The sequence below is a fragment of the Thiorhodococcus drewsii AZ1 genome (assembly GCF_000224065.1).
Taxonomy (GTDB): domain Bacteria; phylum Pseudomonadota; class Gammaproteobacteria; order Chromatiales; family Chromatiaceae; genus Imhoffiella; species Imhoffiella drewsii.
Genome location: NZ_AFWT01000007.1, coordinates 60,908 through 86,570, shown reverse-complemented (window position 1 = coordinate 86,570; position 25,663 = coordinate 60,908). Strand labels below are relative to the sequence as shown.

Below are 25,663 nucleotides of genomic sequence, written 5' to 3'. Positions count from 1 at the left end.
CCGAAACGCCCCTCAGACCCCGGACCGGGTCACCATGACAGCATTCAGGACGGCGCAATCCCGCCCGCTCGACTTGGCCGCATAAAGACACTGATCGGCCGCCGACAAGGCGGTGGCGACATCGGCCGACGACGGTACCCCCTGATAAACGCCGATGCTGATCGTGACATGATGCCCGGCCTCGGACCGGGCGTGCGGAATCGCCAATGCCTCGATATTGGAGCGTATCTTGTCGATCATGCTCCGCGCGCCCTTCTCATCCGTATCCGGCAATACCACCGCGAATTCCTCGCCACCGTAGCGCGCGACCAGATCGGCCTTGCGTCCCGCCGCCGCATCAAGGGCGCGGGCGACGCCGACGAGGCACCGATCTCCATCCAGGTGCCCGTAGGTGTCGTTGTACTGTTTGAAGTAGTCGATATCGCAGAGGGCGATGACCAGAGGCAGCCCATGTTTGAGGTGACGCCTCCACTCGCGCCGCAGATAGTCGTCCAGATAACGGCGATTCGCCAGCTGGGTCAGTCCATCGGTCGTGGATAGCTGGCGCAGCTCTTCGTTCGCCCGCCGCAGCTGATCGTTGACCTGGCTCAGCTCTTCGGTGCGCTCCGTGACCAGGGATTCGAGGCGGCGATAGAAGTCCGCGTTCTGGATCGAGATGGCGATCTGAGTCGAGAGCAGACCCAGAATGCGCAGCAGCTTGTCCGTGAAGGCATCCCTGACGAGGCTGTTCTCAACGTACAGCAGACCGGCCAGCTCGCCACGCAACAGCAAAGGCACACAGAGCGCCGAGCGCATAGCGCTCGCCACGAAATAGGGATCCTGGCTGTAGCCATCCTCCTCACGGGCATCGGCGAGCACGACTTGCTGGCGGGTTCGCGCGCAATACTGGATCAGGCTCAAGGGAAGCCGGTCGCCGGCATCCTCGACCGCCAGATCCTGCGGCATGGACACCTGTCGCCGATCGGCCTGCGTCTCAGCCCGGAGGTATAGACGGGCGTCCTGAACCGCGATGAGCAGACAGCGGTCAGCCCCTGCGTGCTCCATGACGATCTCCATCATGCGGACCAGAAGCCCGTCCAAATAGATCTCGCTGGCCAGGCTCTGAGATGCCTCGACGATGGAGAAGACCTCCAGGGTCTCGGCCTGCTCGCTGATCTCGAAGGTCCCGGTCTCCAGGATCGTGGTCCCCATCGAAAGACGATCGCCCCGCCGCGAATCATCCCAGGCATGCGCGAGCAGCGCCCGATAATCCCGATCGAGCTGCGCGATCTTCGCCGCCGCTCCCCATTTGAGATAGGCGTAACGGGCCTCCCGCATGTAGAAGGCGGCGGACCGATCCAGCCCCCGGTCGAGATAGAAGCGGGCGAGTCGTTCGTAGGCAAGCGCCTCGTTGTTCAGATAACCACCCTCGCACGCCGCGTCGATCGCCCGCTCATAGAGGACCAAGGCCGTCCAGGGGTCCCCATCGACCCGGGCCAGCTCGGCCTCGACCAGATATCGTTTGTGCCGGAAATTGGCCGGGCTCTCCTGCGCCCAGCGCAACATCCGCGCCTGATACCCCTCGATCTTCTCGCGATAGCCCGCCCTCTCGTCGAACGAGATCTGCGGATACTGTTCCAGAATCGTCAGACAGGCGAAAAAATAGATCTCGGGAACCTTGGCCTGGGCCAGGGCGACGCCGGCGACGAAGTCGGCCTTGTCGACCATAGCCAGGGCGGCATCCAGATGGCCGAGCCAGTAGAGCGCACGCAGTTTGGCCGTGTAGAAATAGGATAGGGCGAGCGGGTTGTCGCGATGAGAATCGAGAAAAGCGGCCTCCGAGAACGTCCCATCGTCGAAGGTCGCGTCGCTCTGCGTCAGGGCCATCAGGTGCAGCAGCGGATTGAGACAGGCCGGACGGAAGAAGGAATCGAGAACGACGGGCGCGTTGGTCTGCAGGAAGGGGATATAGCGTTGGGCCTCTTCGTAGAGGCTGTGACAGGAGTGTCCGCAGATCATGGGATCCGAGATCACGAATTCGGCGCAATAGCCGGCGTAGGTCCAGTCGCCGCTCTCCACCAGCAGCGGAAAGGACTTGAGGCTGTAGTCGAGCGACTCGATGAGCGGCGCACGCCAGTGATTCACGAAGACGGCGAACAGCAGATAGACCTTGCCACGAATCAGCCGGTCTTCGTAGCGGTCCGAGAGACGGATCGCGACCTGACCGAAGCGATGCCCCCGCGCATATTCGTCCAGCAGGGCGACACACACGAACCCGTAGTTCATGTAGGCATAGGAGGTCAGGTGATTGTTTCCATGCTCCAGCGAAAGATTGGTCATGCGGCACGAGGCCCAGGCGACCAGTTCCGGCTGTGAATCCAGATAGGCGCTGGTCCATAGGCCCATGAGGATGTCCATGACCGTCTGATGATGGCCCGAGCGCATCGGCCGCGCATCGACGAGGCTCTCGATTGAGCGCTCGCCAAGCAGACGCGAGACATCCTGGATCTCACGCTCGAGAAGCGCCTGCAAAGACGCGGCCTCCTTCGGGACATCGATTCCGAGCAGGTGCAACGCCTCCCTCTGGATCTCGACCGCACGGGCATACTCGCCGCGCAGGTGGTAGTGCTCCATCCGGATGCGGTGCACGGCGACCTCCTCTTCCGGACCCCGCGCCCACTCCAACAGCCGGGCGAAGAGCGGCTCGATCTCATCGGTTTCGCCGGCGAAACAGAGACAGACGGACAGCTCGCAGAGTAGCGCGAAGGCCAGATCGCGCTGTTCGCTCCAAGACGCGGGCGAAAGCAGCTCGCAAGCGACGCGGAGATAGCCGACGGCCGCGGCAAAGGCGGCGGCATCCTTGGCCTTGGTGGCGGCCTCACGATTGAGCCGAGTCAGCTCCAGACGCTCCTCGGGATCGAGGATCAGACGCCGACCCGCATTGAGCTGGTCGACGATCTCGAAGATCCGCCCCGAACGATCGGACGTATCGCAACCGCGCAACAGCAGACGCCCGATCTCAAGGTGACGGGACGCGCGCTCGGTCTCGGCGATCAGCGAATAGGCGGCCTGCTGGATTCGGTCATGCGAGAATCGGTAGAGCCCCTCTCCATGCCGAATCAAGAGCCCCTCGGTCACGCCCTCGTCGAGGGCGCGATCCACCCCTGGTCCCTCGGACGCGGCGATCAGGGAGAGCGTCCCCTGGTCGAAGCGGTTGCCGATACAGGCCGCGAGTTCGAGCATCCGACGCGTCTCTGGAACCAACGACCGGATCTTCGCGGCCATCAACTCCACCACGTTGTCGGTGATATCGCGCCGCTGGATCGCCGCCAGATCCCAGGTCCAGGCGGTCGCGGCCTGATCGTAGCGAATCAAGCCTTCCGCGTGAAAGGCGCTCAGACATTGACTCACGAAGAAGGGGTTTCCGAGCGTCTTGCGCTGAATCAGCGTCGCCAGCTCTTCGACCGAGTCACTCTCAGAGTGCAACACATCACGCGCGAGCAGGGTCACATCCGCGAGCGAGAGGTTCCCAATCCGGATCCCTGTGGGCTCGAACCCACCTTCGCTCATGCGATCGATCATGAGCGCCAGCGGATGCGACGGATCGACCTCGTTGTCGCGATAGGCGCCGATCAGCAGCAGATGCCGGATGTCGGGATCCGTGATGAGTGCGCCCAACAGATTGAGCGAGGCCAGATCGGCCCATTGCAGGTCGTCGATGAACACCACCAGCAGATGTTCGGCGGCCGCCTTGAAAAAACGACGGCAGACGAGGCTGAAGCGGTTCTGGGATTCCATCCCCGACAGGGCCGGAACGGCCGGCTGAGGTCCAAGAATCAATTCGAGATTCGGTGCGACCTCGAACAGCACCTGCCCAAGATCGCCGATCGCCTCCAGGATTTCGACTCGCCGACAGGCGAGTCTTTCGTCCGAATCCGCGAGCCAGACGTCCACGAGCCCGACGATCGCCTGACGGATGGCCGAATAGGGCGTGGCACGCTGGTATTGATCGAACTTGCCCTCGATGAAATAGCCCCGCAACCGCGCGATCGGCTTGTGGACCTCCTTGATCAGCGAGGTCTTGCCGGTTCCCGAGTAGCCGGAGACCAGGAGCCAGGCACCCTCGCCCTGCGCGCAGCGCTCGAATGCATCGAGCAGGGTGGCAATCTCCCGGTCTCGGCCATAGAGCTTCTGCGGCAGATAGAAGACCTCCAGCCGATCGCGCTGTCCGAGGACAAAAGGGCTGATCTCGCCGCAGCGCTCCAAACGGCTCAGGCACTCCTCCAGGTCGTGCGCGAGCCCGGCCGCGCTCTGATAGCGCGCCTCGGCCGTCTTGGCCATCAACCGATCGACGATGCTCGACAACACGCAGGGAAGCTCTGGCCGAATCTCGCGAACCGGGCGTGGGCTCCTGGCGATGTGGGCATGCACCAGTTCGAGCGAATGGTTGGCACTGAACGGCAGCGACCCGGTGAGCAACTCGTAGAGCGTAACTCCGAGCGAATAGAGATCCGAGCGGTAGTCGAGCGAACGGTTCATGCGGCCCGTCTGCTCGGGGGAGATATAGGCCAGGGTACCTTCGAGCAGACCGGTGTCGTCGCGATGCGGATTGCTCGGGGACACCATCGCGGCGATCCCTAAGTCGATGAGCTTGGTCTGTCCGGACGCCGGATTGTGAACGATATTGGACGGATTGATGTCCTTGTGGATGATCCGAGTCCCATGCAACTCGCTCAGCCCGCGCGCCACGTCGATGGCAATGCGGAGCAGATCCGGGAGCGCAAAAGGACGGACTTGAAGCAGGGATTTGAGGGATTGGGCACCAAAATCCTCAAGCACCAGAACCAGCGTATTGCCATACTCGATCAGGCCGATGGAACCGATGATGCGATCGCTGCGGAGCTGACCCAGCATCGCGTATTCGTGCCGATAGCGGGCCAGATCGCGCGCGCTCGGATAGGCGTTCTTGAGGATCTTGAGGATGACCGAAAGCCCATCCTCCTGTCGGCGAGCCCTCAGCACTAGCGATACCTGGCTCTCGTAGATACGAACCGCCTGATCGTATCCGGGAATATCGATCATCTACCTCATCTCCGCCTCGCTCGCGCTGCCCAATCGAGCGCCCTCAAACGTTCCAGCTTTTCGCGGATACGGATCTCCAGACCACGCTCGACCGGCTGGTAATAGCTACGCTCGCCCATCTCCTCGGGGAAATAGACCTCGCCGGCGGCGTAGGCGTCCGGCTCGTCGTGGGCATAGCGGTAGGCACGGCCGTGGCCCAGTTCCTTCATCAGCTTGGTCGGAGCGTTGCGCAGATGGACCGGCACGTTCAGCGAACCCGAGGCATTGGCGTCGGTCAACGCGGCCTTCCAGGCGACGTAGACGGCGTTGCTCTTGGCCGCGCTGGCGAGATAGACGACAGCCTGGGCGAGCATCAGCTCGCCCTCCGGAGAGCCGAGTCGCTCCTGGGCCTCCCAGGCATCAAGCGCTAGGTGCAAGGCGCGCGGATCGGCGTTGCCGATGTCCTCGCTGGCCATGCGTACGATCCGTCGGGCGATATAGAGCGGATCGCAGCCGCCGTCGATCATGCGTGCGAGCCAATAGAGCGCCGCGTCCGGCGACGAGCCGCGCACCGATTTGTGCAGTGCCGAGATCTGGTCGTAGAAGATATCCCCGCCTTTGTCGAAGCGTCTCACGGACGCCGTGGCCACCTCGGCGACCACCTCGGGTTCGATGCGACCAGCCTCGGCCAGTTGCGCGGCGAGGTCGAGCAGGTTGAGCGCGCGACGCGCATCGCCGTCGGCGGCCTGGGCCAACAACCGGGCGCTCTCGTCCGGCAATTCGAGGCCCTGTCCACCCAGGCCACGCTCCGCATCACTCAGTGCCCCGACGAGCACCTGACGGATGTCGTCGGCCGTCAGGGATTTGAGGACGTAGACCCGTGCCCGCGACAACAGTGCATTGTTCAGCGAGAAGGAGGGGTTCTCGGTGGTGGCACCGATGAAGGTCAGGGTGCCGTTCTCGACATGCGGCAGGAAGGCATCCTGCTGGCCCTTGTTGAAGCGATGAACCTCGTCGATGAAGAGGACCGTGCCACGCTGCTCCAACCGGCGCACGTTCTGGGCCTCGGCGACCGCCTCGCGAATCTCCTTGACCCCGGACAGGACCGCCGAGAGCGTGATGAAGTGGGCGCCCGAGTTGCGCGCCACCAGACGCGCGACGGTCGTCTTGCCGGTCCCGGGCGGCCCCCAGAAAATCATCGAGTGCAGACGACCCGACTCGATGGCCTTGCGCAGCGGCTTGCCGGGCGCGAGCAGTTGCTCCTGACCGACGAAGCCATCCAGATCCGCCGGGCGCATGCGGTCCGCGAGCGGTGCCTCGTCGAGCTCCGAGGTCATGCGCGGATCAATCTACCTGGAGGAAGTCGTCGACAGCGCGCGGGTCGATCTTGAACAGATCAGGCTTGAGCGGAATGTTGCGCTGCGCGTTCGAGAAGTTCAGCCGCGTCTCCTGACCGAAACTGTCCTGCATGATGAGGCTGTCAAGCGTCTTGCCACTGAATCCGACCTCGATCTTGACCACGTCGGTATCTTTCTGCTTGGGGATCAGCTGGACCCAGTCGCGCCCGTCCGTGCTCGGGATCGATTTGGCCTCGAAATAGGTCTGAATCGGCTCCTCGTTGGCCAGTATGAGGGCTGGGGTTCCGCGCAACGCATCTTTCTGATTCTGGTGAGAGACCTGTTTCAGATCCAGATCGTGCAGATAGACCCGCTTGCCGTCCGCGATGATGACCTGCTTGTTGGGTGCGTCGTATTCCCAGCGAAAGCGTCCGGGACGCTGCAGATAGAGGGTTCCGTGGCCCTCCATCATCTGGGTGTGGTCGGCGTTGAAGGTGTACTGCTGGAAGCTGGCCTTGAGACTGTTGAGTCCGGCGAGATAGTCATCGATCCGCTTGGTCGCATCGGCGGCCGATGCGCCAAGACTCCAGACCAAGACTATGAAGACGACTGAGATCAGAGACAGCGGGCGAACGAACAACGAAGCGCGAAGCATGGTTAGGACACCGAAGCGAGTGAGATTGATTGCGGAGACCCTGGATTCAGGGGCAGAGACAGCGGTTTCGCGCCGAAGTGCCCGAGCATCCCGGCATGATGCCGCAACGCGTCATGCCACTCAATCGTCGATCGGCGGCGGAGCCAGCACCTCGCGATTGCCGTTGGTCTCCGCCGCACCGACGATACCGATCCGCTCCATCTCCTCGACCATGCGGGCGGCCCGGTTGTAGCCGATCTTGAAGCGGCGCTGGACCCCCGAGATGGAGGCGCGTCGGCTCTCGACCACAAACTGAACCGCCTCGTCGAACAGCGGATCCGTGTCCTCGGTATCGCCGCCGCGTGGCTCGGGATCGATGCCGGGCAGCATCTCGGTCGGCTCGCGCAGCACGTCGTGGATGTAGTCTGGCTCACCATAGTGAGTCTTGAGGAAATCCACGACATGATGCACCTCATGGTCGTCGACGAAGGCGCCATGGACGCGCTGCGGGATATTCCCGGACGGCGGCAGATAGAGCATGTCGCCGTTCCCCAGCAGTTGCTCGGCACCCATCTGGTCGAGGACGGTGCGCGAGTCGATTCGCGAGGAAACCTGGAAGGCCATGCGCGTGGGAATGTTGGCCTTGATGAGCCCCGTCAGCACGTCGACCGACGGACGCTGGGTCGCGAGCAGCAGATGGATGCCCGAGGCGCGCGCCTTCTGGGCGAGCCGCGCGATCAGCTCCTCGACCTTCTTGCCGACCACCATCATCATGTCCGCCAACTCGTCGATGATGACGACGACATAGGGCAGATGGGTCAGCGTCGGCGGTTCCATGTCCGGGTCGATGGCATCGGCCGGATTGAAGGTCGGATCGGGAATCGGCGTCCCGGCCTGTTCGGCCTCGGCGACTCGACGGTTGTAACCGCCGATGTTGCGCACCCCGAGCTTGCTCATCAAACGATAGCGACGCTCCATCTCGCCAACGCACCAGCGCAGGGCGTTCGCGGCCTCCTTCATATCGGTGACGACCGGGGTGAGCAGATGCGGAATGCCCTCGTAGACCGAGAGCTCCAGCATCTTGGGGTCGACCATGATGAGACGCACGTCCTCTGGCTTGGCCTTGTAGAGCAGGCTTAGGATCATGGCGTTGATGGCGACCGATTTACCCGAGCCGGTGGTTCCGGCGATCAGGGCATGCGGCATGCGCGCCAGGTCGGCAACCACGGGCTCGCCCGAGATGTCGGTTCCCAATCCCAAGGTAAGCGGCGAGCCGGCATTCTGATAGGCTGGCGAACCGAAGACCTCGCGCAGGAAGACCGTCTCGCGCTGCTTGTTCGGGATCTCGATACCGATCACCGACTTGCCAGGAATGATCTCGACCACACGCACGCTGACGGTGGTGAGCGCGCGTGCCAGATCGCGCGCGAGCCCCGTAATCTTGCTCGCCTTGACGCCGGGCGCCAACTGGAGCTCGAACAGGGTCACGACCGGCCCTGGATAGACCGCGACCACCTCCACGACGACCCCGAAATCGGACAGGGTCTGCTCGACGTCCCGCGAGAGGTCCTCGATCTGCTCGGGCGAGTATCCCCGACCGCTCTTGCTCGGCGGATCCAGCAATTCGAGCGGCGGAAGCGGACTGTCGCCCCAGTCCGCAGACCGCAAGGCGGGACGCAGTGATGGTGGCGGTGCCGGCTTCGATGCGGGAACCTTGGGCGGCGGCGCCTCGAATGGCGCCTCGAATAACTCCTCGTCCAGAGGAGGCTCGGGGACCTTGGGCGCCGTCCTTTGAGCACGCGCGACCCGAGGTGCAGGCTCCGGTCGCTGAGCGCGTATAAGGTCGGTCAAGGGCAGGGTGTCGTCGGTGGTCTGCTCCGAATCCGGGGCGAAAGGCGCCGGATCCGTCATGGCATCCTGCAGCGCCTGAGGGAGGCGCCCGGAGGGTTTACGCGAGCGGCGCGCCGAAGCGCGAGGCCGGCGCGTCTCCAGGTTTGGAACGGACTCCGGATCGATGAGATTCAGCGCTGCGGGCAGACCCTGCACGCCCTCATCGCTGGAATGCGATCTGTCCGCGCGCGAGAAGGACAGTTGCGCGCCGACGCCGCTCAACACCGACCAGAGTTGACGTCCGCCAGTCAGGGCGGCCGCCCCTAGATTATCGAGCAGCTTGAGCCAGGAAATCCCGAAAAAGAGCGTGAGGCTGACCAGAAGTGTCCCACCCAGCAGCAGATTCGCGCCCGTAAAATTGAAGGCGGCGAGCATGCGCTGACTGACCAGGAGCCCAATGCCCCCACCGGGGCCATTCGGTAGCTTGTCCGCCAGATCGGCGAGATGAATCGACGCAAAGGCGCAACCGGCGGCCAAGGTGACCAGGAATCCAATCCAGCGCAATGACAGCATCCAGGTTCGCACACCGAGATCTTCGGCGCGCCCCCGAAACACCAGCCACGCGCTCCAGGCCACCATAAAGGGCAACAGATAGGCGAAATAGCCGAAGAGATAGAGCGCCACATCGGCGAACCAGGCACCCGTGCGACCGCCTGCATTGGTGACCTGAGAGGCATCTCCGACATAGGACCAACCTGGATCGGTCGGCGAGTAACTCAGCAGCGACAGCGAGAGATAGATGGCCACGCACACCAGAGCCCACATGGCTCCTTCGCGCAGAGCGCGCTCCACGTAATCGCTGAATGTCAACTGCCCGTAACGTGTTGCCTGTGCCATGCGCCTCTCCAAATGTTGCAGCGCATTATAGCCTTACAGAAGATTTTTCGTGCGATTTCAAGACGCCGAGACCCCAACGAGGAGGGGGCCTGGAGACAGAGATCGATCAGTGCCAACCAAGGAAGGAGGGTGACGCCATCGATATCCAGCGCGGAATCCGATACGGCGAACGCCCCGAAAACAGGACGCTCACCGATCAGAATACGACGGCCGATGCACGACAACCGTGCCCGACCGAAGACTCGATTCAATTCGGAGTCACATTCTCCGCTTGCGGACCCTTCGGACCCTGCGTGACCTCCATGGTGACGTGCTGACCTTCCTGGAGGGTCTTCCGACCCGCGCCATTGATCGCACTGTAATGAACGAAGACGTCCTTACCGCCCTCACGTTCAATGAAACCGTAGCCCTTCTCGTCGTTGAACCACTTCACTGTGCCGGTAACCAAATCGCCTGCCATATCAACCTCATCACAAAAAACGCACCAACCTTGGTTGGCAATACTCGACCCAGCCTCTTCATTGAGGCCGGTATCGCTTTCCACTCCCAATCGAGCGGAAATTCTCGCAAAAATCCAAGGCCCCCCTAATTAACCGACCATTCGAATCAACATCATTCGAAATGAATCCGTAGACCCTGGGTTCACTTATTGTCGCAGCGCATCACGCTCGATCGTCAGACGCCAAATCAATCGGCATCGATACCATCGATCTTCAATAGATATACCCCACCCTAAGCCTCCGATACCACGCACTCAGACATATCGGCTCTAACCGATCTGACCAAAACACCATCCAAAGAATGTGCTTGACGTCTGAATTTATATGGAAAACAAAAAGGTGGGAAACGCTATTGCGGAAATTACGAATCTAATAATGCTAATCAGTGCAAGAACCTGTACTGCGAAACGCTCCAAAACTCGCTTAAAACGGGCCAGTCCGATTGTCCGTTCTCTCTCGCGCACCATTGTACAGCAGAGCGAAACCAGGTGCGAGAGGCGAATGATCAATCAGCGTCATGCGCATGCGGACCCGTTTCGATATGTCGCACGCTGGGGTACACGAGATCGGGATTCGGCATACTCATGAAATTACCCTGGATGGCATCGACCCCGGCCGCAAACAGCATTGGCATCAATTCCGCATTATCCACGGCCAACGCAATGACTCGAACCCCCTCTTTATGCGCACAGCGGACAAAAGCATTGAGCGCGCTCTGCGAGGCTCGACCCTCGACCAGTCCTTGGGTGATGGCGCGGGAGAGCTTCACATGGGTGATGAGATCGCTGTTCGCTTCCAGAAAGGCACAATCCTCGAGCTTCAGATCCTCGACCAGCAGACCATGCTGGCGCGACCGAAGCAGTGCCGCCAAACGCATCAGGCCATCCCTCGCATCGTCAAAGGCCGCCTTGCGAACCTCGGCCACAACCGAGCCTGGGGACAGGTGGGCTGCAGAGGCGAAAGCGCCCAGCGCACGCACGGTCTGCTCGGAATGCAACGTTTCCGTCGCCACGTTGACGAATAAAATCGCGTCCGGAGCGCCCCCCGACTGCATCTCCTCCAGTACCGACAGTGCCTGACGAAAAATCCAAAGATCGATCTTATCCATCCAACCAGCCCCAGCCAGGGTTGGAAGGAAGTTGTCCGGCATCAAGAGACCGCCCGACTCGTCCTTGAGACGAACCAGGGTTTCAAACATGTTGCGGTGATCCTCATTCGTCCTGAACGACACGATCGGCTGATACTCGAGCGTCAGCCCACCCGCATCAATGAGCGCGCGGAGCCGATCCTGGTCCAACACAGGAGACGACAGGGCCTCCGACGCCCCCGCTGCTGCGGCCTCTTCCGCGTGCCGCAGCCTCATCGACCGGCTGAGGTCGTTGACGGTCGCGACCGAGAAGCCCGCCTTGAGCTCAGGATCGAAAACGGCGGCCGAATAGCGCACCTCCCGGAGCTGCTTGCGAACGACCGCGTTCCGGATCTCGCGCTCGCAGACCATCAGCAGATGATCCGTATCCTCCCGATCGACCAGATCGCAGGCGCCGCGCCTGTATCCCTCGGCTGGGGCGAGCGTGAGATCGGATGATTTTAGGAGCACTAGCGAGGCGTCGATCTTCTCCCTGACCGCATCGATCTCGACCGACACCTCACTGCCGAGATAGGTGGCGGCATCGCAGAGGATGAGATCCCACCAATGCGGCTGCTCAAGCGCGGAATGCAATGCATCTGCCCGAGACACCTCGGTCAGATCGACCACGATGCCATGCCGGTTCAATAGCGCACTGATCCTCAACTCGGCAGGTTCAGGATAGATGCAGAGTATCTTCTTGACTTTGCTCATCCGGCGTCGACGGTATCGAGTTGTGATACGCAATCCTATTCGTAGCCGAACCTTACGTCGAGGCAGGGAAAAGCGCAAGCACTCGAAAAGCCGCGTTGCAGGAGCAATGCCTTGAGGTCGAGCAGGAACCGAACGCGCATCTCAACACGCGTGTTACTGACATCTGCCCGTGCCCGATCGCAACCAAAAGCCACGGCAAACGCCCACCTCCGCCATCAATCGAGATGAAAGCAACGGGCCGAGTGCGAATCGCTCAAGCCAATCTCGGGGGGATAGGCGCGCGCGCATTCGGAGCTCGCCAAGGGGCAACGTGGATGGAAGTGACACCCCTGGGGAGGGTGACTTGGAGAAGGCATATCGCCCTCCAACCGGATCACGGCCCGGCGCTTGCCGGGAGCGACAGAAGGAACGGCGGAGAAGAGCGCCCGGGTGTAGGGATGCCTTGGATCGTCCAGGACCTCGTCGACGCTCCCCCGCTCCACGACCCGCCCCAGATACATGACCGCCACCTCCTGCGCCAGGTAGGCCACGACCGCGATGTTGTGGGTGATGAAGAGATAGGAGAGGCCGAGACGGACCTGCAGATCCTTGAGCAGATTGAGGATCTGCGCCTGGACCGAGACGTCGAGCGCACTGGTCGGCTCGTCGCAGACGATGAGGCGCGGCTCGACCGCCAACGCCCTGGCGATACAGATCCGCTGACGCTGACCGCCCGAAAACTCGTGCGGATAGCGTCTGGCTGCCTCGGGATCCATGCCGACCAGTTCGAGCAGTTCGGCCACCCGACGCGCCCGCCCCGCCCGACTCGGCTCGATCCCCAGCGCCTGAAGCCCCTCCCCGACCACATCGCCGACCAGCATGCGCGGATTCATGGAGGCATAGGGGTCCTGAAAGATGACCTGTAATTCCTTGCGGTACGCGCGCATCTTTCGATGCCCAAGCCCGACCAGATCGCGATCCCGATAGAGGACCGAACCGCCCGTCGGTCGAATAAGCTGCAGAATGCCCTTACCGGCAGTCGTCTTGCCACAACCCGATTCACCAACCAGGGCCAGGGTACGACCACTGTGCAGATCGAGCGACAACCCATCCACGGCCTTCACCTGCCCCACGACCCGACGGAAGAGACCGCGATGGATGGGAAAATGCACCTTGAGATCGATCGCGCGCAGCAAGGGCTCACGCGCCTCGTCCCGAGACATCGCCGCCACACCGGAATGGCCGGATGCCGACTCGTCGTCAACGGACGTCTCGAAAGCGGGCGGCACATCCGTATCCCAGAGATGGCAGCGCACCCTGCGCCCGCGCTCCAGCAGGTGCCATTCCGGAACCGTCTCGCGGCAGATCGGCATGACTGAATCGCAACGATCGGCGAAGCGGCAGCCCTGGAAAGCCTGATCGAGCGTCGGGACACGACCGGAGATCATGGCGAGACGACCGTGACGCTTCTCCGCCGAAGGCAGGCTTTCCATCAGCTTGCGGCTGTACGGATGCGCAGGGCCGGCGAAAAACTCGGCGACCTCGGCTGTCTCCACGATCTGGCCAGCGTACATGACCGCCAGACGATCGGCGGTCTCCGCGACAACCCCGAGGTCGTGGGTGATGAGCAGCACCGCCATCCCGGTCTCACGACGCAAATCCTTGATCAAGCTCAGCACCTGGGCTTGGATGGTGACGTCCAGTGCCGTCGTCGGTTCGTCGGCGATCAACAGCCGAGGGTCGCCGGCCAAGGCCATCGCGATCATGACACGCTGCTTCATGCCGCCAGAGAGCTGATGCGGATACGCCTCGACCCGTCGCTCAGGCTCGGAAATACCAACAGACCGCAGAAGGTCGACCACGCGCTCGCGAATCCGCGCCTGGGAGATGCCTTCATGCACGCGCACCGCCTCGGCGATCTGAGCTCCGACGGTCAGCACGGGATTGAGCGAGGTCTGGGGCTCCTGAAAGATCATCGCCATCCCGCCACCGCGCACCCGCCGCATCTCGGCCTCGGTGAGTCGCAACAGGTCGGTCCCGGCGAACCGAACGCCCCCGGACAGGATGCGTCCGCCTGGCGGCAGCAGTCGCATCAGCGACAGCGCCGTCATCGACTTGCCGCAGCCGGACTCGCCGAGCAAGGCGAAGGTCTCGCCGGACGCGATTTGCAGATCCAGGCCATCGACGACTCGCGACGGACTCGCTTCGTCGCCGAGCTGAGTCGTCAGCCCTTCGACCTCCAGAAGGGGTTCAGTCATGAGTCGGCTCCGAGCAAGAACAGGGCACGCGCGCATGCATTCCGATCATCGCGTGGCGCGGATACGCGGATCGAAGGCATCGCGCACCACATCGGCGAAGAGATTGGCGGCGAGCACCAGAACGAACATAAACAGGAAGGCCGCCGCCAGCGACCACCAGACGACGGGGTCGCGCGCCAATTCGAGCCGGGCGCTGTTGATCATGTTGCCCCAGCTATTCATGGTCGGATCGACCCCGATGTTGACATAGGAGAGCACGGCCTCGGCCAAGACCAGACCGCTGAAGTCCAGCACCAGGGTGATGATGACGATATGCATGACGTTAGGCAGGATGTGGCGTGTAATCAGGGTGAAATGCCCGACCCCGAGCGCCAGCGACGCCTGAACATAGTCGGCCTCGCGTAGCTTGAGCGATTCGCCGCGCAGTAGCCGACAGAGCCCGGTCCAACTGGTCACGCCCAGAATCACGCAGAGAAAGAGCAGACGCAGATCCGCCCGCTCCACCAGGCTGGAGAAGGATTCGGCATGGTTGCTCATGTAGACCTGGAGCATGAGGATGGCGGCGGCGATGAGCAGCACGCCCGGGATCGAGTTCAGCGTGGTGTAGAGATACTGGATGAGATCGTCCACCCAGCCGCGAAAATAGCCTGCGGCAATCCCCAGCAGAATCGCCGCAGGCAGCATCACCAGCGTGGTGAGGGTGCCGATCAGCAGCCCGGTACGCACGCTCTTGAGCGTCTGGTAGAAGACGTCCTCGCCAACCTTATCGGTCCCCAGGATGTGATATTCGGCCGCCAACTCCCCGGCCACGCACCCGAGCACCAGCAGCCCACCAAGCACGGCCAGCGCCGTCGTCCAGGGAATCTCCGTTCCGGGGGAGCGCCATCCCGCCCAGGTCACTCGCCAGGACTCAGCGCGCCGCCGTCCGCTCAGCCATAAGAGCGCCCCCACGACCGCCATCCAAAGCAGCAATCCCTTCAGCATACCGACCAGGACGCGCGTCAGGATATCGCCCACACGATCTGCAGCCGGATCGGCCAGATGGGCACCGCCATGAATCAGCCTCGGATAGGCGCGGGTCACACCGCCGCCAGGCAGGTCGACCGCCTCCTTGACGTACAGATGGGTCGCGAACGGGGCCGAATAGGTCACTTCCTGGCGTTCGCGTAGACCGCTCAGGGCTAGGTCGAACAGGCTCAGCACCTCAGGGGCATAGACCGGCTCGCCACCCGGCCGATCGACCTTCAGCCGAAAATGGACGCTGTCCAGCACGGCGATCGAGGCATAGCCCGCCAGCACGATAAGGGTCGCCATCCCAATCCGAGATCTCAGGACACGCCGCCAGGGCGCTCGCAGATGCTCGTGACGCGCTGCATAGAGACCGAAGGCGATCGCGATGACGAGCAGCAGATAGATCAGCGCATCCGTCCAAAGCAGAACCGGGGTCATCGAATTCTCCCCTTGCCGTTCATTGCAACCGAACCCTCGGATCGACCAGCGTGTAGGAGATGTCGGTCAGGATCAGTCCCAGGATGTAGAGCACGGCGCCCAGAAAGACCATCGAGCGCACGATCGCGAAATCCTGATTGCTGATGGCGTCGATGGTATAGCTGCCGAGTCCGGGGATGCCGAAGAAGGACTCGCTGATGAGGCTGCCCATGAAGAGCAGGGGCAGCACCACCACCACGCCCGTGAGGATGGGGATGAGGGCGTTGCGCAGCACATGGCCGAAGAGCACACGTCGCTCGCCGAGACCCTTGGCCCGCGCGGTGCGCACATAGTCCTGGGCGATTTCCTCCAGGAACAGCGTCCGATACCAGCGCGTTCCCGAACCGATGCCGCCGATAACGCCGACGATGACCGGCAGAATCAGAAACTTCCAGGCATTCAGCCCCGTGTCATAGCCTGAGATGGGCACCAGATGAAAGAGCTTACCGAGAACGAACTGGCCGCCGATGATGTAGAAGAGGCTCGAAATCGACAGCATGGCCACCAGCAGGACCACGCTGGCGAGATCGACGTAGGTCGCCCGGAAGAAGACGATGAAGAGCGCAAAGCTGATATTGAAGGCCAAACCGACGATAAGGACCGGCACTGCGATCGCCAGACTCGGCCACATACGCTGCGAGATGTCGTAGCCGATATCCCGCCCTTCGTCCGAGGAACCGAACTGGAAGACGAACAGCTTGGCCGATTTTTCGAAAAAGATGGTGTCGGTGAACCGGGCCAGTCCCTCCCCGCCCGCGTTGTAGAGCAACGGCTTGCCATAGCCATGGTCATCTTTCCAGGCCTGAACCGCCTCCTCGGTCACCCGCTTCTCACCGAGCTGCATGCGGGCCATGTCGTCGGGGGAATTGACCACGAAGAAGAGCAGGAAGGTGATGAGATTGACCCCGACCAGAATCGGAATCGCATAGAGCAGACGACGAACGATGTAGGCGATCACAGCGCGGTACTCCGTTCGCGTCGGCGCACCATCCACCAGGCAGGAATCACCAGCAGCGTAACCAGAGCACCCAATGCCCACAGCGGCCAGGTGACGGGGCGATTCCACTCATCCCTCAGATGCGCGCGCAGAACCGGATCGATGCGGCGATATTTGAGCGTATTGTTCGCCATCTGATTCGGATGGGCGTTCATGAGCCAGCGATGATGCAGACTGAATGCCTTGGGATAGAAGCCCCAGCTCCAGGGGGCATCGGCACGGACGATCTCCAGCATGCGATCCACCACGGCCTGACGCTCGGGCCCCGATTCCATGTATTTCATCTGATCGAAGAGACGGTCGAACTCTGGATTGGCGTAGTTGGAGGTATTTTCGCCCTGATGCGCCACCTTGCCGTTGGGGCCATAGAGCAGAAAGAGGAAGTTCTCCGGATCCGGATAATCGGCATTCCAGCCCCACATGTAGACCTGACCAACCCCAGTGCGCATCTTTTCCTGGAAGCGGTTGTAGTCGGTCGCGCGGATCACCAGCTCGATACCGAGCTTGGCGAACTGCTTGCGCAGCCAGTTGAGCCGCGCCTTGTCGTCCGGGCCGGTCGCCACCTCCTCATAGTTGATCGCAAGCGCGCGACCGGTTTCCGGATCCACTCCCCCCGGATAGCCCGCCTCCTCCATCAGCCGTTTGGCCTCGTCGAGACTCCGACGCACCGCCCGGCCATTGCGCCACTCGTAGACATAGTGGTTGATCCCTGCCTCACCCTCGCGATACCCGAAGATTCCCGGAGGAATCGGCCCCTGCGCGACCGCCCCCCGGCCATTGGTGAAGATCGAGACGAATTCCTCGAAATCGACCGCAATCGAGATCGCCCGCCGCAGCAGTCGCGCACGCTCCGAGTCGCCCCCGACGACGGGGTCGAGCATATTGAAGCCCATGTAATAGACGATGGGCTCGACGCTCGTGAGGAGCGAAATCCCCCGTTCGCGGATCTGAGGCGTGAGGATCGGCTCGCCCCGCGCATCGATCTGCACCGCCTGATCGAAGGCATCCGAGGTGATCCCAGAGCTGTCGTAATAGCCCTGGAGAAACTTGTTCCAGCGCGGAACATTCTCCTTCTCCAGGCTGTAGATGGCCCGATCGATGAAGGGAATCGGTTTACCGGCATCCGCAAGGATGCCCGACTCGGCGTCGCCCGGCATACCCTCGACCGGATAGCGCTCGCCGTGGAAATTGGGATTGCGCTCCAGCACCATACGCAGACTCGGGTTGTTCTCGGTCAGCATATAGGGACCCGTGCCCACCGGGCTCCAGTCGAGCAGAATATTGCGCTCGGCCAGCCCGGGCTGGGCATAGAAGAGATCGGCCTCCCACGGCATGGGTGCAAAAAAGGTCATCGCCAGCCAGTAATTGAACTGCGGATACTTGCCATTGAGGCTGATCCTGAAGCTGTAACGATCGATCACCTCCACGCCCGAGATCCGCGCACGACGCAACGCCTCGACATGCTCCAACGCGCCCTGCCCTTCAACGGCACCCAATTCATCCGCGAGGACACCGAAGCCGCGAATGTGCTCGCGCATCAGGCCGGTGATCGGCGAATGCAGCCAGGGCGCGGCCAGCCGCTTGATCTGATAGAGGAAGTCGTCGGCCGTCAGTTCGCGCGTACCCGTCTCTCGAAAGTCGGTGACATGCGCGATGCCGTCGAGGTCGGCCCGAGTCAGGGCATGGTAGAGATAGCGGCCCTCGGCATCGCGCGCGAAGGCCGGATGCGGCTGGTAGCGGATGCCGGGCTTGATCCGAACGAGATAGTCGCTGCGCGCGATCATGTCGAGCGGCGCATCCTGCGGCAAGGGATTTCCGGCGGCATCGAAGTAACGGGGCACCGGCACCTCGGCTGCCGACAGAGGCACCAACCGATAGGGCTTGAGCAGGAAATGGTATTGCAGCGGTGGCTCGTAGATCTGAGCCAGAAAGATGGTCTCGTCCGAGCCGTAGGAGCGCGCCGGATCCAGATGCTTTGGACGCTCGTAAAAGGAGCTGTAATAGGTGTTGGAATCGACATCCGAGGACGGGTAGGGAGAATTCCAGGAGGAATCGCCGCACCCAACCAATGCAAACAGCACGATCACGAGGATCGCGGTCTGGATCAACCTGATCAATGACTTTGGCTCCCACCCACACGTTTAGCCCAAATCCGACAACAGACACCCCAGCCGCACAACAGAGTGAAATCCTTGGCGCCCTGTGTGCGCGTTAGGGTTCGACTGCTCTTTTGAGGTTTAACCAAATAGCAAGATTGGGTACTGTAACCGCCCGGCTGGGCTTGCTTGTTCGGATTCTATCCCGAGGCTCGCGCCAAGCGCATTGGGGACAACCCCCGGCATCCCGCATCTGCGTTGCGCCTGAACGTCAGTCCGCGACCGCTGCACATCATGGAGTTCGAAGCTTCGGTTCTCCTACCGAGCGCAGGCAGAGCCGCGAGGTCGAAAACACCTGCGGCGGTTCCAGCCCAGAACACGACCGGCGCCGCGATGCGCCGACAACAGAATGGAAAGAGACGAAACACCATGGGTTTTCTAGAAGGCAAAAAGATCCTCGTCACGGGCGTGGCAAGCAATCGCTCGATCGCCTGGGGCTGCGCCGAGGCCATGCACAAGCAAGGCGCCGAAATTGCACTGACCTATCAGAACGAGAAGCTGAAGTCGCGCGTCGTGGAGATGGCGAGCAAGTGCGGATCCGATATCGCCCTGCCGCTCGACGTCGGCAAGGACGAAGACATCGAGGCGCTGTTCGCCTCCTTGGCCAAACGCTGGGACGGTCTCGACGCCATCGTGCACTCCATCGCCTTTGCGCCGCGCGAGCAGCTTGAGGGCGACTATGTGGATGCCGTCACCCGCGAAGGCTTCGCTACCGCCCACGAGATCAGTTCATACAGCTTCGCGGCTCTGGCCAAGGCCGGTCGCGCCATGATGGAGGGGCGCAACGGCGCGCTGTTGACCATGTCCTATCTGGGCGCGGTGCGCGCAGTGCCGCACTACAACGTCATGGGCGTGGCCAAGGCCAGCTTGGAGGCCAACGTCCGTTATCTCTCGGCCTCGCTCGGCCCACAGGGAACACGCGTGAATGCCATCTCGGCCGGCCCGATCCGGACCCTCGCCGCAGCCGGTATCTCCGACTTCCGAGATATGCTGAAGAAGGTGGAAGAGCGCACGCCGATGCGCCGTAACGTGACGATCGAGGAGGTCGGCAACGCCGCTGCCTTCCTCTGCTCGGATCTGTCATCGGGTATCACGGGCGACGTGCTCTACGTGGATACCGGATACCACATCCTCGGGCTGGGCTGACTCCGGTCTAGGCCGGTCTCGGATCGGATCGATCCGCTGAGACAGATGGCGCCGAATCGTTCGGCGCCATCATCTGGAAGGGCTTTCGAGCGAACGGGAGTGGCCTCATTGCGACGCCATCCCGCCCGGATATCGGATCAGGGCGTCTCTTCGGCCCCGGTGGTATTGCGCTCAATGTCGGCGCGGCGCTCGATGTCGTCCATCATCGCCGTATAGAGCTGGCGCCCCATCAGCTGAGAGAGCATGGAGGCATCGGGAGACGGCTTACCCTTCTCCGCCACCTTAGCCTCGCCATCCTGAACGGCGGTGACACGCACGACAGCCGCATCCCCTTCATCCAGTGAGGCCGTCCCGACGCTGGCCTGCCCGGCCTCAGGCGCCGGGAGCTTGAAGGCCGCATCCAGCACGGAGGCCGGAACCTTGGGATCACTCCGTCCGACGAGCGCCGGAGCCTCGGCCTTTTCAGCCAAGGTCGCCCAGTCGCCACCCTCTTGGAGTTGCTTGGCCAACGCATCGGCCGCCTTGGCCGCCTTGGCCTCGGCACCTTCCTGCTTGAGTCGAGCGACGATCTCATCGCGCACTGCGTCGAGCGGCTTGGTCGCTACCTCGCGATGATCCGCGACACGCAGCACGATCGCCTGAAGCTGATCGCGATCCGGCTCGATCATATCGCTATTGGAGCCAGCGTTGAGCACCTCGTCGCTGAAGGCGGCGGCCATCACTTTGGGATTGGCGAAGATACCCGTACCGCCCTCACGGCTCATCCAATCGCTGTGCTGCACACTGAGCCCCAATTCCTCTGCCGCTGGCTCAAGGCTGTCTGGGGACTCGTACACGATATTGGCCAGACGTTCGCCCAGATCGTAATAGAGCGAATCCGTTTTCTGCTTGGCGACCTCCGAACGAAGGGTATCCTTCACCGCCTCGAAGGGCTGCACCTGCGCGGGAATGATCGAGGTCACTTCGATCAGATGGTAGCCAAAGGGCGTGCGCACCGGCTCGCTCACCTGATCGACCGGCAAATCAAAGGCAACGCGCTCGAAGGCAGGATCCATCACACCCTTCTCGACGGTCCCCAAATCCCCGCCCTTGGCCGCGCTTCCAGGATCCTTCGAACTTTCCTTCGCCACCTCCTCGAAGGACTCACCGGCCAGGATGCGCTCACGCAGCTTCTTGATCGCTTCGAGCACCCCGTTCGCGGTCGCCTCGTCGGCGTCCTTAGGCACCGTCAACAAGATGTGGCGCATCTGGCGACGCTCCGGCACAACGAAACGCCCCTTTTCGGACGCATACTGCTGACGCAACTCGTCATCGCTGACCGACACCTTGGATGCAAGGGTCGTGGAGTCGAGCAACAGATAATCCAGCTTGACCTGTTCGGGGGTCTGGAAGTCGTTCGAATGCGTCTTGTAATAGGCGTCGATCGCAGCATCGTCGACCTTGACCCCATCGACGTAATCGTCCGAGGCGAAACGCAGGAAGGAAATCTCGCGCTTTTGATCCGCGAGCCTTTGATAATCAGAAAGTTCGGAAGCGGTTACGAACGCGCTCGCACCAACCGCTCGCACCAACTGCATGCCCGCCAATTGCTGCCGCAACTGGTGCTCGAACATCGCCGGCGACATTCCTTGCAGCTGTAGGACCCGATTGTAGGCATCCTGATCGAAACGCCCGTCGCGCAGAAAGGCCCGCTCGGACAGGATTTGCATCTGGACCTCTTGGTCCGAGACGCGCAAACCGAGCTGTTGAGTCGTATCGAACAGCAAGGCATCTCGGATCATCTTGTCCAAGACCTCGGAGCGTAACGTCTTGTCGTCGAAACCCGCCGTGTCGTAGGCGGCACCGAGACGCTCGCGCAGTTCGTACCTTGCCTGTTGCACGCGTTTGTCGAGATCTCTCTGCGAGATTTCAGCCCCGTTCACCGTCGCGGCGATCGGCGCGCCCCCGATGTCGAGATAGGACTGAATACCCCACAACGCGAATGGAATACTGATGAGAATGACGATCACCCAAGCGATCCACCCTTGAGCACGGTCACGGATAGTCTGAAGCATGGCGAGTACGCAGAAGTGTATGGGATTCAGAAAAAAGAAAGGGGCATCCAATGGATGCCCCGATTCTAATCAAGATGGCGGAGCGGACGGGGCTCGAACCCGCGACCCCCGGCGTGACAGGCCGGTATTCTAACCATCTGAACTACCGCTCCAAATTTTGGTGGGTGCTGCAGGGCTTGAACCTGCGACCCTCGCCTTGTAAGGGCGATGCTCTCCCAACTGAGCTAAGCACCCTTGCAATGAGCAGTTATTGTACTGCATCCTTCAGTGCTTTACCAGCTTTAAATGAAGGATTTTTCGAGGCCTTAATCTCGATGGCCGCACCCGTTTGAGGATTACGGCCAGTCCGGGCGGCACGCTCCTTAACAGAGAAGGTTCCAAACCCGATGAGCGATACAGTATCGCCGTTTTTCAGCGCGATTGCAACCTCATCTGTAAAAGTATCCAGCGCACGTGCTGCAGCGGACTTGGAGATATCTGCGGCATCAGCCATCTTTTCGATGAGTTCCGACTTGTTCATCTGTTTCCCCTGTTGATAACAGCTTTCTTTATTCGCTAATTGAACTGCGGTGTCGCTTTCGGCTGGACCACCGTCTCGCAACCTGAGAGGCGACCACACCACCCTGCCACGAACCCCTTCAGTAGTCGATGCATGCTATGACGGAGACATCGGAAGGGCAACCCGCATTTGATCATGTAAAGCGAGCCGGACGACCAGAAAGAGCACTATGCCCCCAAGGAACGCCCTGCCAATCGCTCAACGCAACACAATTTCCGCTGAAAACCTCGGAAAGAACGAACAGAGATCCGCAGCCCCCGAAAAACGCCCGAGGAACTGCGGATCGAAGAGGGCTCGAACGATGCCCTAGTGATGCAAACGCGCATTCTGATCGCGCGCGGCATCCGTCCCGGAATCATGTGCCTCCTTGTCGTCCGTCCTGGGCTCACCGCCATCCATAACGGCCTCCTTGGGCTCCGGACGACCGACCAGCGCGAGATCCAGCACCTCATCGATCCAACGCACCGGGTGGATCTTGAGATGCTGCTTGATGTTCTTCGGGATCTCGGTCAGATCGCGCTCGTTCTCCATCGGAATGATGACGGTCTCGATACCGCCACGATGCGCTGCGAGCAACTTTTCCTTGAGCCCACCGATCGGCAACACCTCGCCGCGCAGGGTGATCTCGCCCGTCATGGCAACGGTCGACCGTACAGGAATTTTGGTCAGAGCGGACACCAACGCAGTGCACATGGCAACACCCGCGCTCGGACCATCCTTTGGGGTCGCCCCTTCCGGCACGTGAATATGCACATCGAACTTGTTATGAAAGTCGAGCGGAACGCCGAGGGCATCGGCGCGAGCGCGCACTACGGTCATGGCCGCCTGAATCGACTCTTGCATAACATCGCCAAGCTGCCCCGTGTAGGTAAACTTGCCCTTGCCCGGGACGAGCGCCGATTCGATACGCAACAATTCGCCGCCAACCTCGGTCCACGCCAAACCCGTAACCTGTCCGATCTGATCATGTTCGTCGGCGCGTCCGTAGCGGTAGCGCTGGACACCGAGATATTTCTCCAACGATTTGGAGGTCACGACCGTCGGCGTATCGCGCTTCTTGAGCAACACCTCCTTGACGACCTTACGGCAGACCTTGGAGATCTCGCGCTCCAGATTGCGCACACCCGCCTCACGCGTGTAGTGCCGGATGATGTCACGCAACGCCGCCTCGCGGATCACCAGTTCGCCCGACTTGAGGCCGTTGTTCTTGACCTGCTTGGGCACCAGGTAGCGCTCGGCGATGGCGACCTTCTCATCCTCGGTATAGCCGGAGAGACGAATCACCTCCATGCGGTCCAGCAGCGCAGGCGGGATGTTGAGCGTGTTGGCCGTGCCGACGAACATCACCTCTGAGAGGTCGAAGTCGACCTCCAGATAGTGATCCGCGAAGGTGTGGTTCTGCTCGGGATCCAGCACCTCCAGGAGGGCCGACGCCGGATCGCCGCGGAAGTCCATCGCCATCTTGTCGATCTCGTCGAGCAGGAAGAAGGCGTTGCGCGAGCCAGCCTTGGACAGGTTCTGGATGATCTTGCCCGGAAGCGCACCGATATAGGTGCGGCGATGCCCTCGAATCTCGGCCTCGTCGCGCACGCCACCGAGCGACATGCGCACGAACTTGCGATTGGTCGCACGCGCAATCGACTGGCCGAGCGAAGTCTTACCGACACCCGGAGGTCCGACCAGACAAAGAATGGGCCCCTTGAGCTTGCGCACCCGCTGCTGCACGGCGAGATATTCGAGGATGCGCTCCTTCACGCGCTCCAGACCATAGTGATCCTTGTCCAGAACCGACTCGGCGACCTTGATGTCGTTGCGGATGCGGGTGCGCTTCTTCCAGGGAACGTTGACCAGGGTATCGATGTAGTTGCGCACCACCGTGGCCTCGGCCGACATAGGCGACATCAGCTTGAGCTTGTTCAGCTCACCCTGGGCCTTGTCCTTGGCCTCGCGCGGCATGCCGGCGGCCTCGATCCGGTTGGCGAGATCCTCGATCTCATTCGGCGCATCCTCGAGTTCACCCAATTCCTTTTGGATGGCCTTCATCTGCTCGTTGAGATAGTACTCGCGCTGGTTCTTCTCCATCTGACGCTTGACGCGCCCACGAATGCGCTTCTCCATTTGCAGGATGTCGTTCTCGGACTCCATCAGCCCCATCAGATGCTCGAGACGCGCCTGAACATCGACCATCTCCAGCACATGCTGCTTCTCGTCGATCTTGAGCGACATGTGCGCGGCCATGGTGTCGGCGAGACGCCCCGGGTCATCGATGCTGGCCAGAGACGACAGCACCTCAGGCGGAACCTTCTTATTGAGCTTCACATACTGATCGAACAGCGCCATCGCCGAGCGCATCAGAACTTCCTGCTCACGCTCATCGACATCCAGCGTTTCCGGGAGCGGCTCGATCAAGGCCGAAAACGCCTCTTCCGTCGTGAGGAATCGCTCGATATGCGCGCGCTGATTGCCCTCGACCAGAACCTTGACGGTTCCATCGGGCAGTTTCAGCAATTGAAGAATATTCGCCAGGGTGCCGATCTGATGGAGATCCTTAACCGCCGGATCGTCGACTTCGGCGCTCTTCTGCGCGATAAGCAGGATCTGCTTGTCGCTCGACATCGCGCTGTCGAGGGCGTGAATGGACTTATCACGCCCGACGAAGAGCGGGATCACCATGTGTGGATACACGACGACATCCCGAAGCGGGAGCACCGGCACTTCCTGGAGGTTGGAGGTATCAGCCGTGGAAACAGTATCGTGTTGCGACATGAAAACGTATCTCGTCAAAGCAACAGTCCACGCACTGGCGACGCGAGTATCCACCGGCCTACTCGCCGAATCGCCACCGTAGATGTCGGTGTGGTGGGAATAATGACAGGGTCGGGGCGAAGGTCATCGAGTTCAACGATGACCCGAACCGCCCAACCTGGATCTATCCAGACGACCTCACC

Annotated in this window: 14 protein-coding genes and 2 tRNA genes; 1 reads left to right on the top strand and 15 read right to left on the bottom strand. The window is 61.5% G+C overall.

Annotation, left to right across the window (positions count from 1 at the left end; genetic code table 11):
- Window positions 1-12: 12 nt before the first annotated feature.
- From THIDRDRAFT_RS06330 to THIDRDRAFT_RS06285, 10 genes are all read right to left on the bottom strand, one after another.
- Window positions 13-5,061 (bottom strand): diguanylate cyclase domain-containing protein, encoded by a 5,049-nt coding sequence (locus THIDRDRAFT_RS06330; protein ID WP_007039984.1) that lies wholly within the window; start codon window positions 5,059-5,061, stop codon window positions 13-15.
- A 5-nt stretch (window positions 5,062-5,066) separates the two neighbouring features.
- Window positions 5,067-6,377, bottom strand: a complete 1,311-nt coding sequence (locus THIDRDRAFT_RS06325) for a replication-associated recombination protein A (RefSeq protein WP_007039983.1) — start codon at window positions 6,375-6,377, stop codon at window positions 5,067-5,069.
- A gap of 7 nt (window positions 6,378-6,384) precedes the next feature.
- Window positions 6,385-7,032 carry an outer membrane lipoprotein periplasmic chaperone LolA gene (gene lolA / locus THIDRDRAFT_RS06320; protein ID WP_007039982.1) on the bottom strand — a complete coding sequence of 216 codons (648 nt, stop codon included), beginning with the start codon at window positions 7,030-7,032 and terminating at the stop codon, window positions 6,385-6,387.
- Window positions 7,033-7,152: 120 nt separating this feature from the next.
- Window positions 7,153-9,738, bottom strand: a complete 2,586-nt coding sequence (locus THIDRDRAFT_RS06315) for a DNA translocase FtsK (RefSeq protein ID WP_007039981.1) — start codon at window positions 9,736-9,738, stop codon at window positions 7,153-7,155.
- Between the two features lie 247 nt (window positions 9,739-9,985).
- Window positions 9,986-10,198 carry a cold-shock protein gene (locus tag THIDRDRAFT_RS06310; RefSeq protein WP_007039980.1) on the bottom strand — a complete coding sequence of 71 codons (213 nt, stop codon included), beginning with the start codon at window positions 10,196-10,198 and terminating at the stop codon, window positions 9,986-9,988.
- A 545-nt stretch (window positions 10,199-10,743) separates the two neighbouring features.
- The gene (locus THIDRDRAFT_RS06305; RefSeq protein WP_007039979.1) at window positions 10,744-12,078 is read right to left on the bottom strand and encodes an EAL domain-containing protein; all 1,335 of its coding nucleotides are present in this window, start codon (window positions 12,076-12,078) and stop codon (window positions 10,744-10,746) included.
- A 215-nt stretch (window positions 12,079-12,293) separates the two neighbouring features.
- Window positions 12,294-14,315 carry an ABC transporter ATP-binding protein gene (locus tag THIDRDRAFT_RS06300; protein WP_007039978.1) on the bottom strand — a complete coding sequence of 674 codons (2,022 nt, stop codon included), beginning with the start codon at window positions 14,313-14,315 and terminating at the stop codon, window positions 12,294-12,296.
- 45 nt (window positions 14,316-14,360) lie between these two features.
- Entirely contained in the window at window positions 14,361-15,764 is a 1,404-nt protein-coding gene (locus tag THIDRDRAFT_RS06295) for an ABC transporter permease (RefSeq protein ID WP_007039977.1), read from the bottom strand.
- A 19-nt stretch (window positions 15,765-15,783) separates the two neighbouring features.
- On the bottom strand, window positions 15,784-16,761 hold the full coding sequence (locus THIDRDRAFT_RS06290) for an ABC transporter permease (protein ID WP_007039976.1): 978 nt from the start codon (window positions 16,759-16,761) through the stop codon (window positions 15,784-15,786).
- A complete protein-coding gene (locus tag THIDRDRAFT_RS06285; protein WP_007039975.1) occupies window positions 16,758-18,917 on the bottom strand; it encodes an ABC transporter substrate-binding protein in 2,160 nt (719 codons plus the stop codon). Before THIDRDRAFT_RS06285 ends, THIDRDRAFT_RS06290 begins: the two co-directional genes overlap by 4 nt.
- 408 nt (window positions 18,918-19,325) lie before the next feature.
- Here THIDRDRAFT_RS06285 and THIDRDRAFT_RS06280 point away from each other — a divergent pair, with 408 nt between their 5' ends.
- Window positions 19,326-20,102, top strand: coding sequence for an enoyl-ACP reductase FabI (locus THIDRDRAFT_RS06280; RefSeq protein WP_007039974.1), 777 nt, complete (start codon window positions 19,326-19,328; stop codon window positions 20,100-20,102).
- A gap of 137 nt (window positions 20,103-20,239) precedes the next feature.
- On the opposite strand, the gene THIDRDRAFT_RS06275 is transcribed toward THIDRDRAFT_RS06280, so the two are convergent.
- The 5 genes from THIDRDRAFT_RS06275 to lon all read right to left on the bottom strand — a co-directional run bounded on the left by THIDRDRAFT_RS06275 (window position 20,240) and on the right by lon (window position 25,481).
- Window positions 20,240-22,156: a SurA N-terminal domain-containing protein gene (locus THIDRDRAFT_RS06275; protein ID WP_007039973.1), complete on the bottom strand. Its 1,917-nt coding sequence runs from the start codon at window positions 22,154-22,156 to the stop codon at window positions 20,240-20,242.
- 75 nt (window positions 22,157-22,231) lie between these two features.
- Window positions 22,232-22,308: transfer RNA gene (locus tag THIDRDRAFT_RS06270), tRNA-Asp, on the bottom strand.
- 6 nt (window positions 22,309-22,314) lie between these two features.
- Window positions 22,315-22,390 (bottom strand) — tRNA-Val (locus THIDRDRAFT_RS06265).
- A gap of 13 nt (window positions 22,391-22,403) precedes the next feature.
- The gene (locus tag THIDRDRAFT_RS06260) at window positions 22,404-22,775 is read right to left on the bottom strand and encodes an HU family DNA-binding protein (RefSeq protein WP_281054757.1); all 372 of its coding nucleotides are present in this window, start codon (window positions 22,773-22,775) and stop codon (window positions 22,404-22,406) included.
- A gap of 246 nt (window positions 22,776-23,021) precedes the next feature.
- The gene (gene lon, locus THIDRDRAFT_RS06255) at window positions 23,022-25,481 is read right to left on the bottom strand and encodes an endopeptidase La (protein ID WP_007039971.1); all 2,460 of its coding nucleotides are present in this window, start codon (window positions 25,479-25,481) and stop codon (window positions 23,022-23,024) included.
- Window positions 25,482-25,663: the final 182 nt, after the last annotated feature.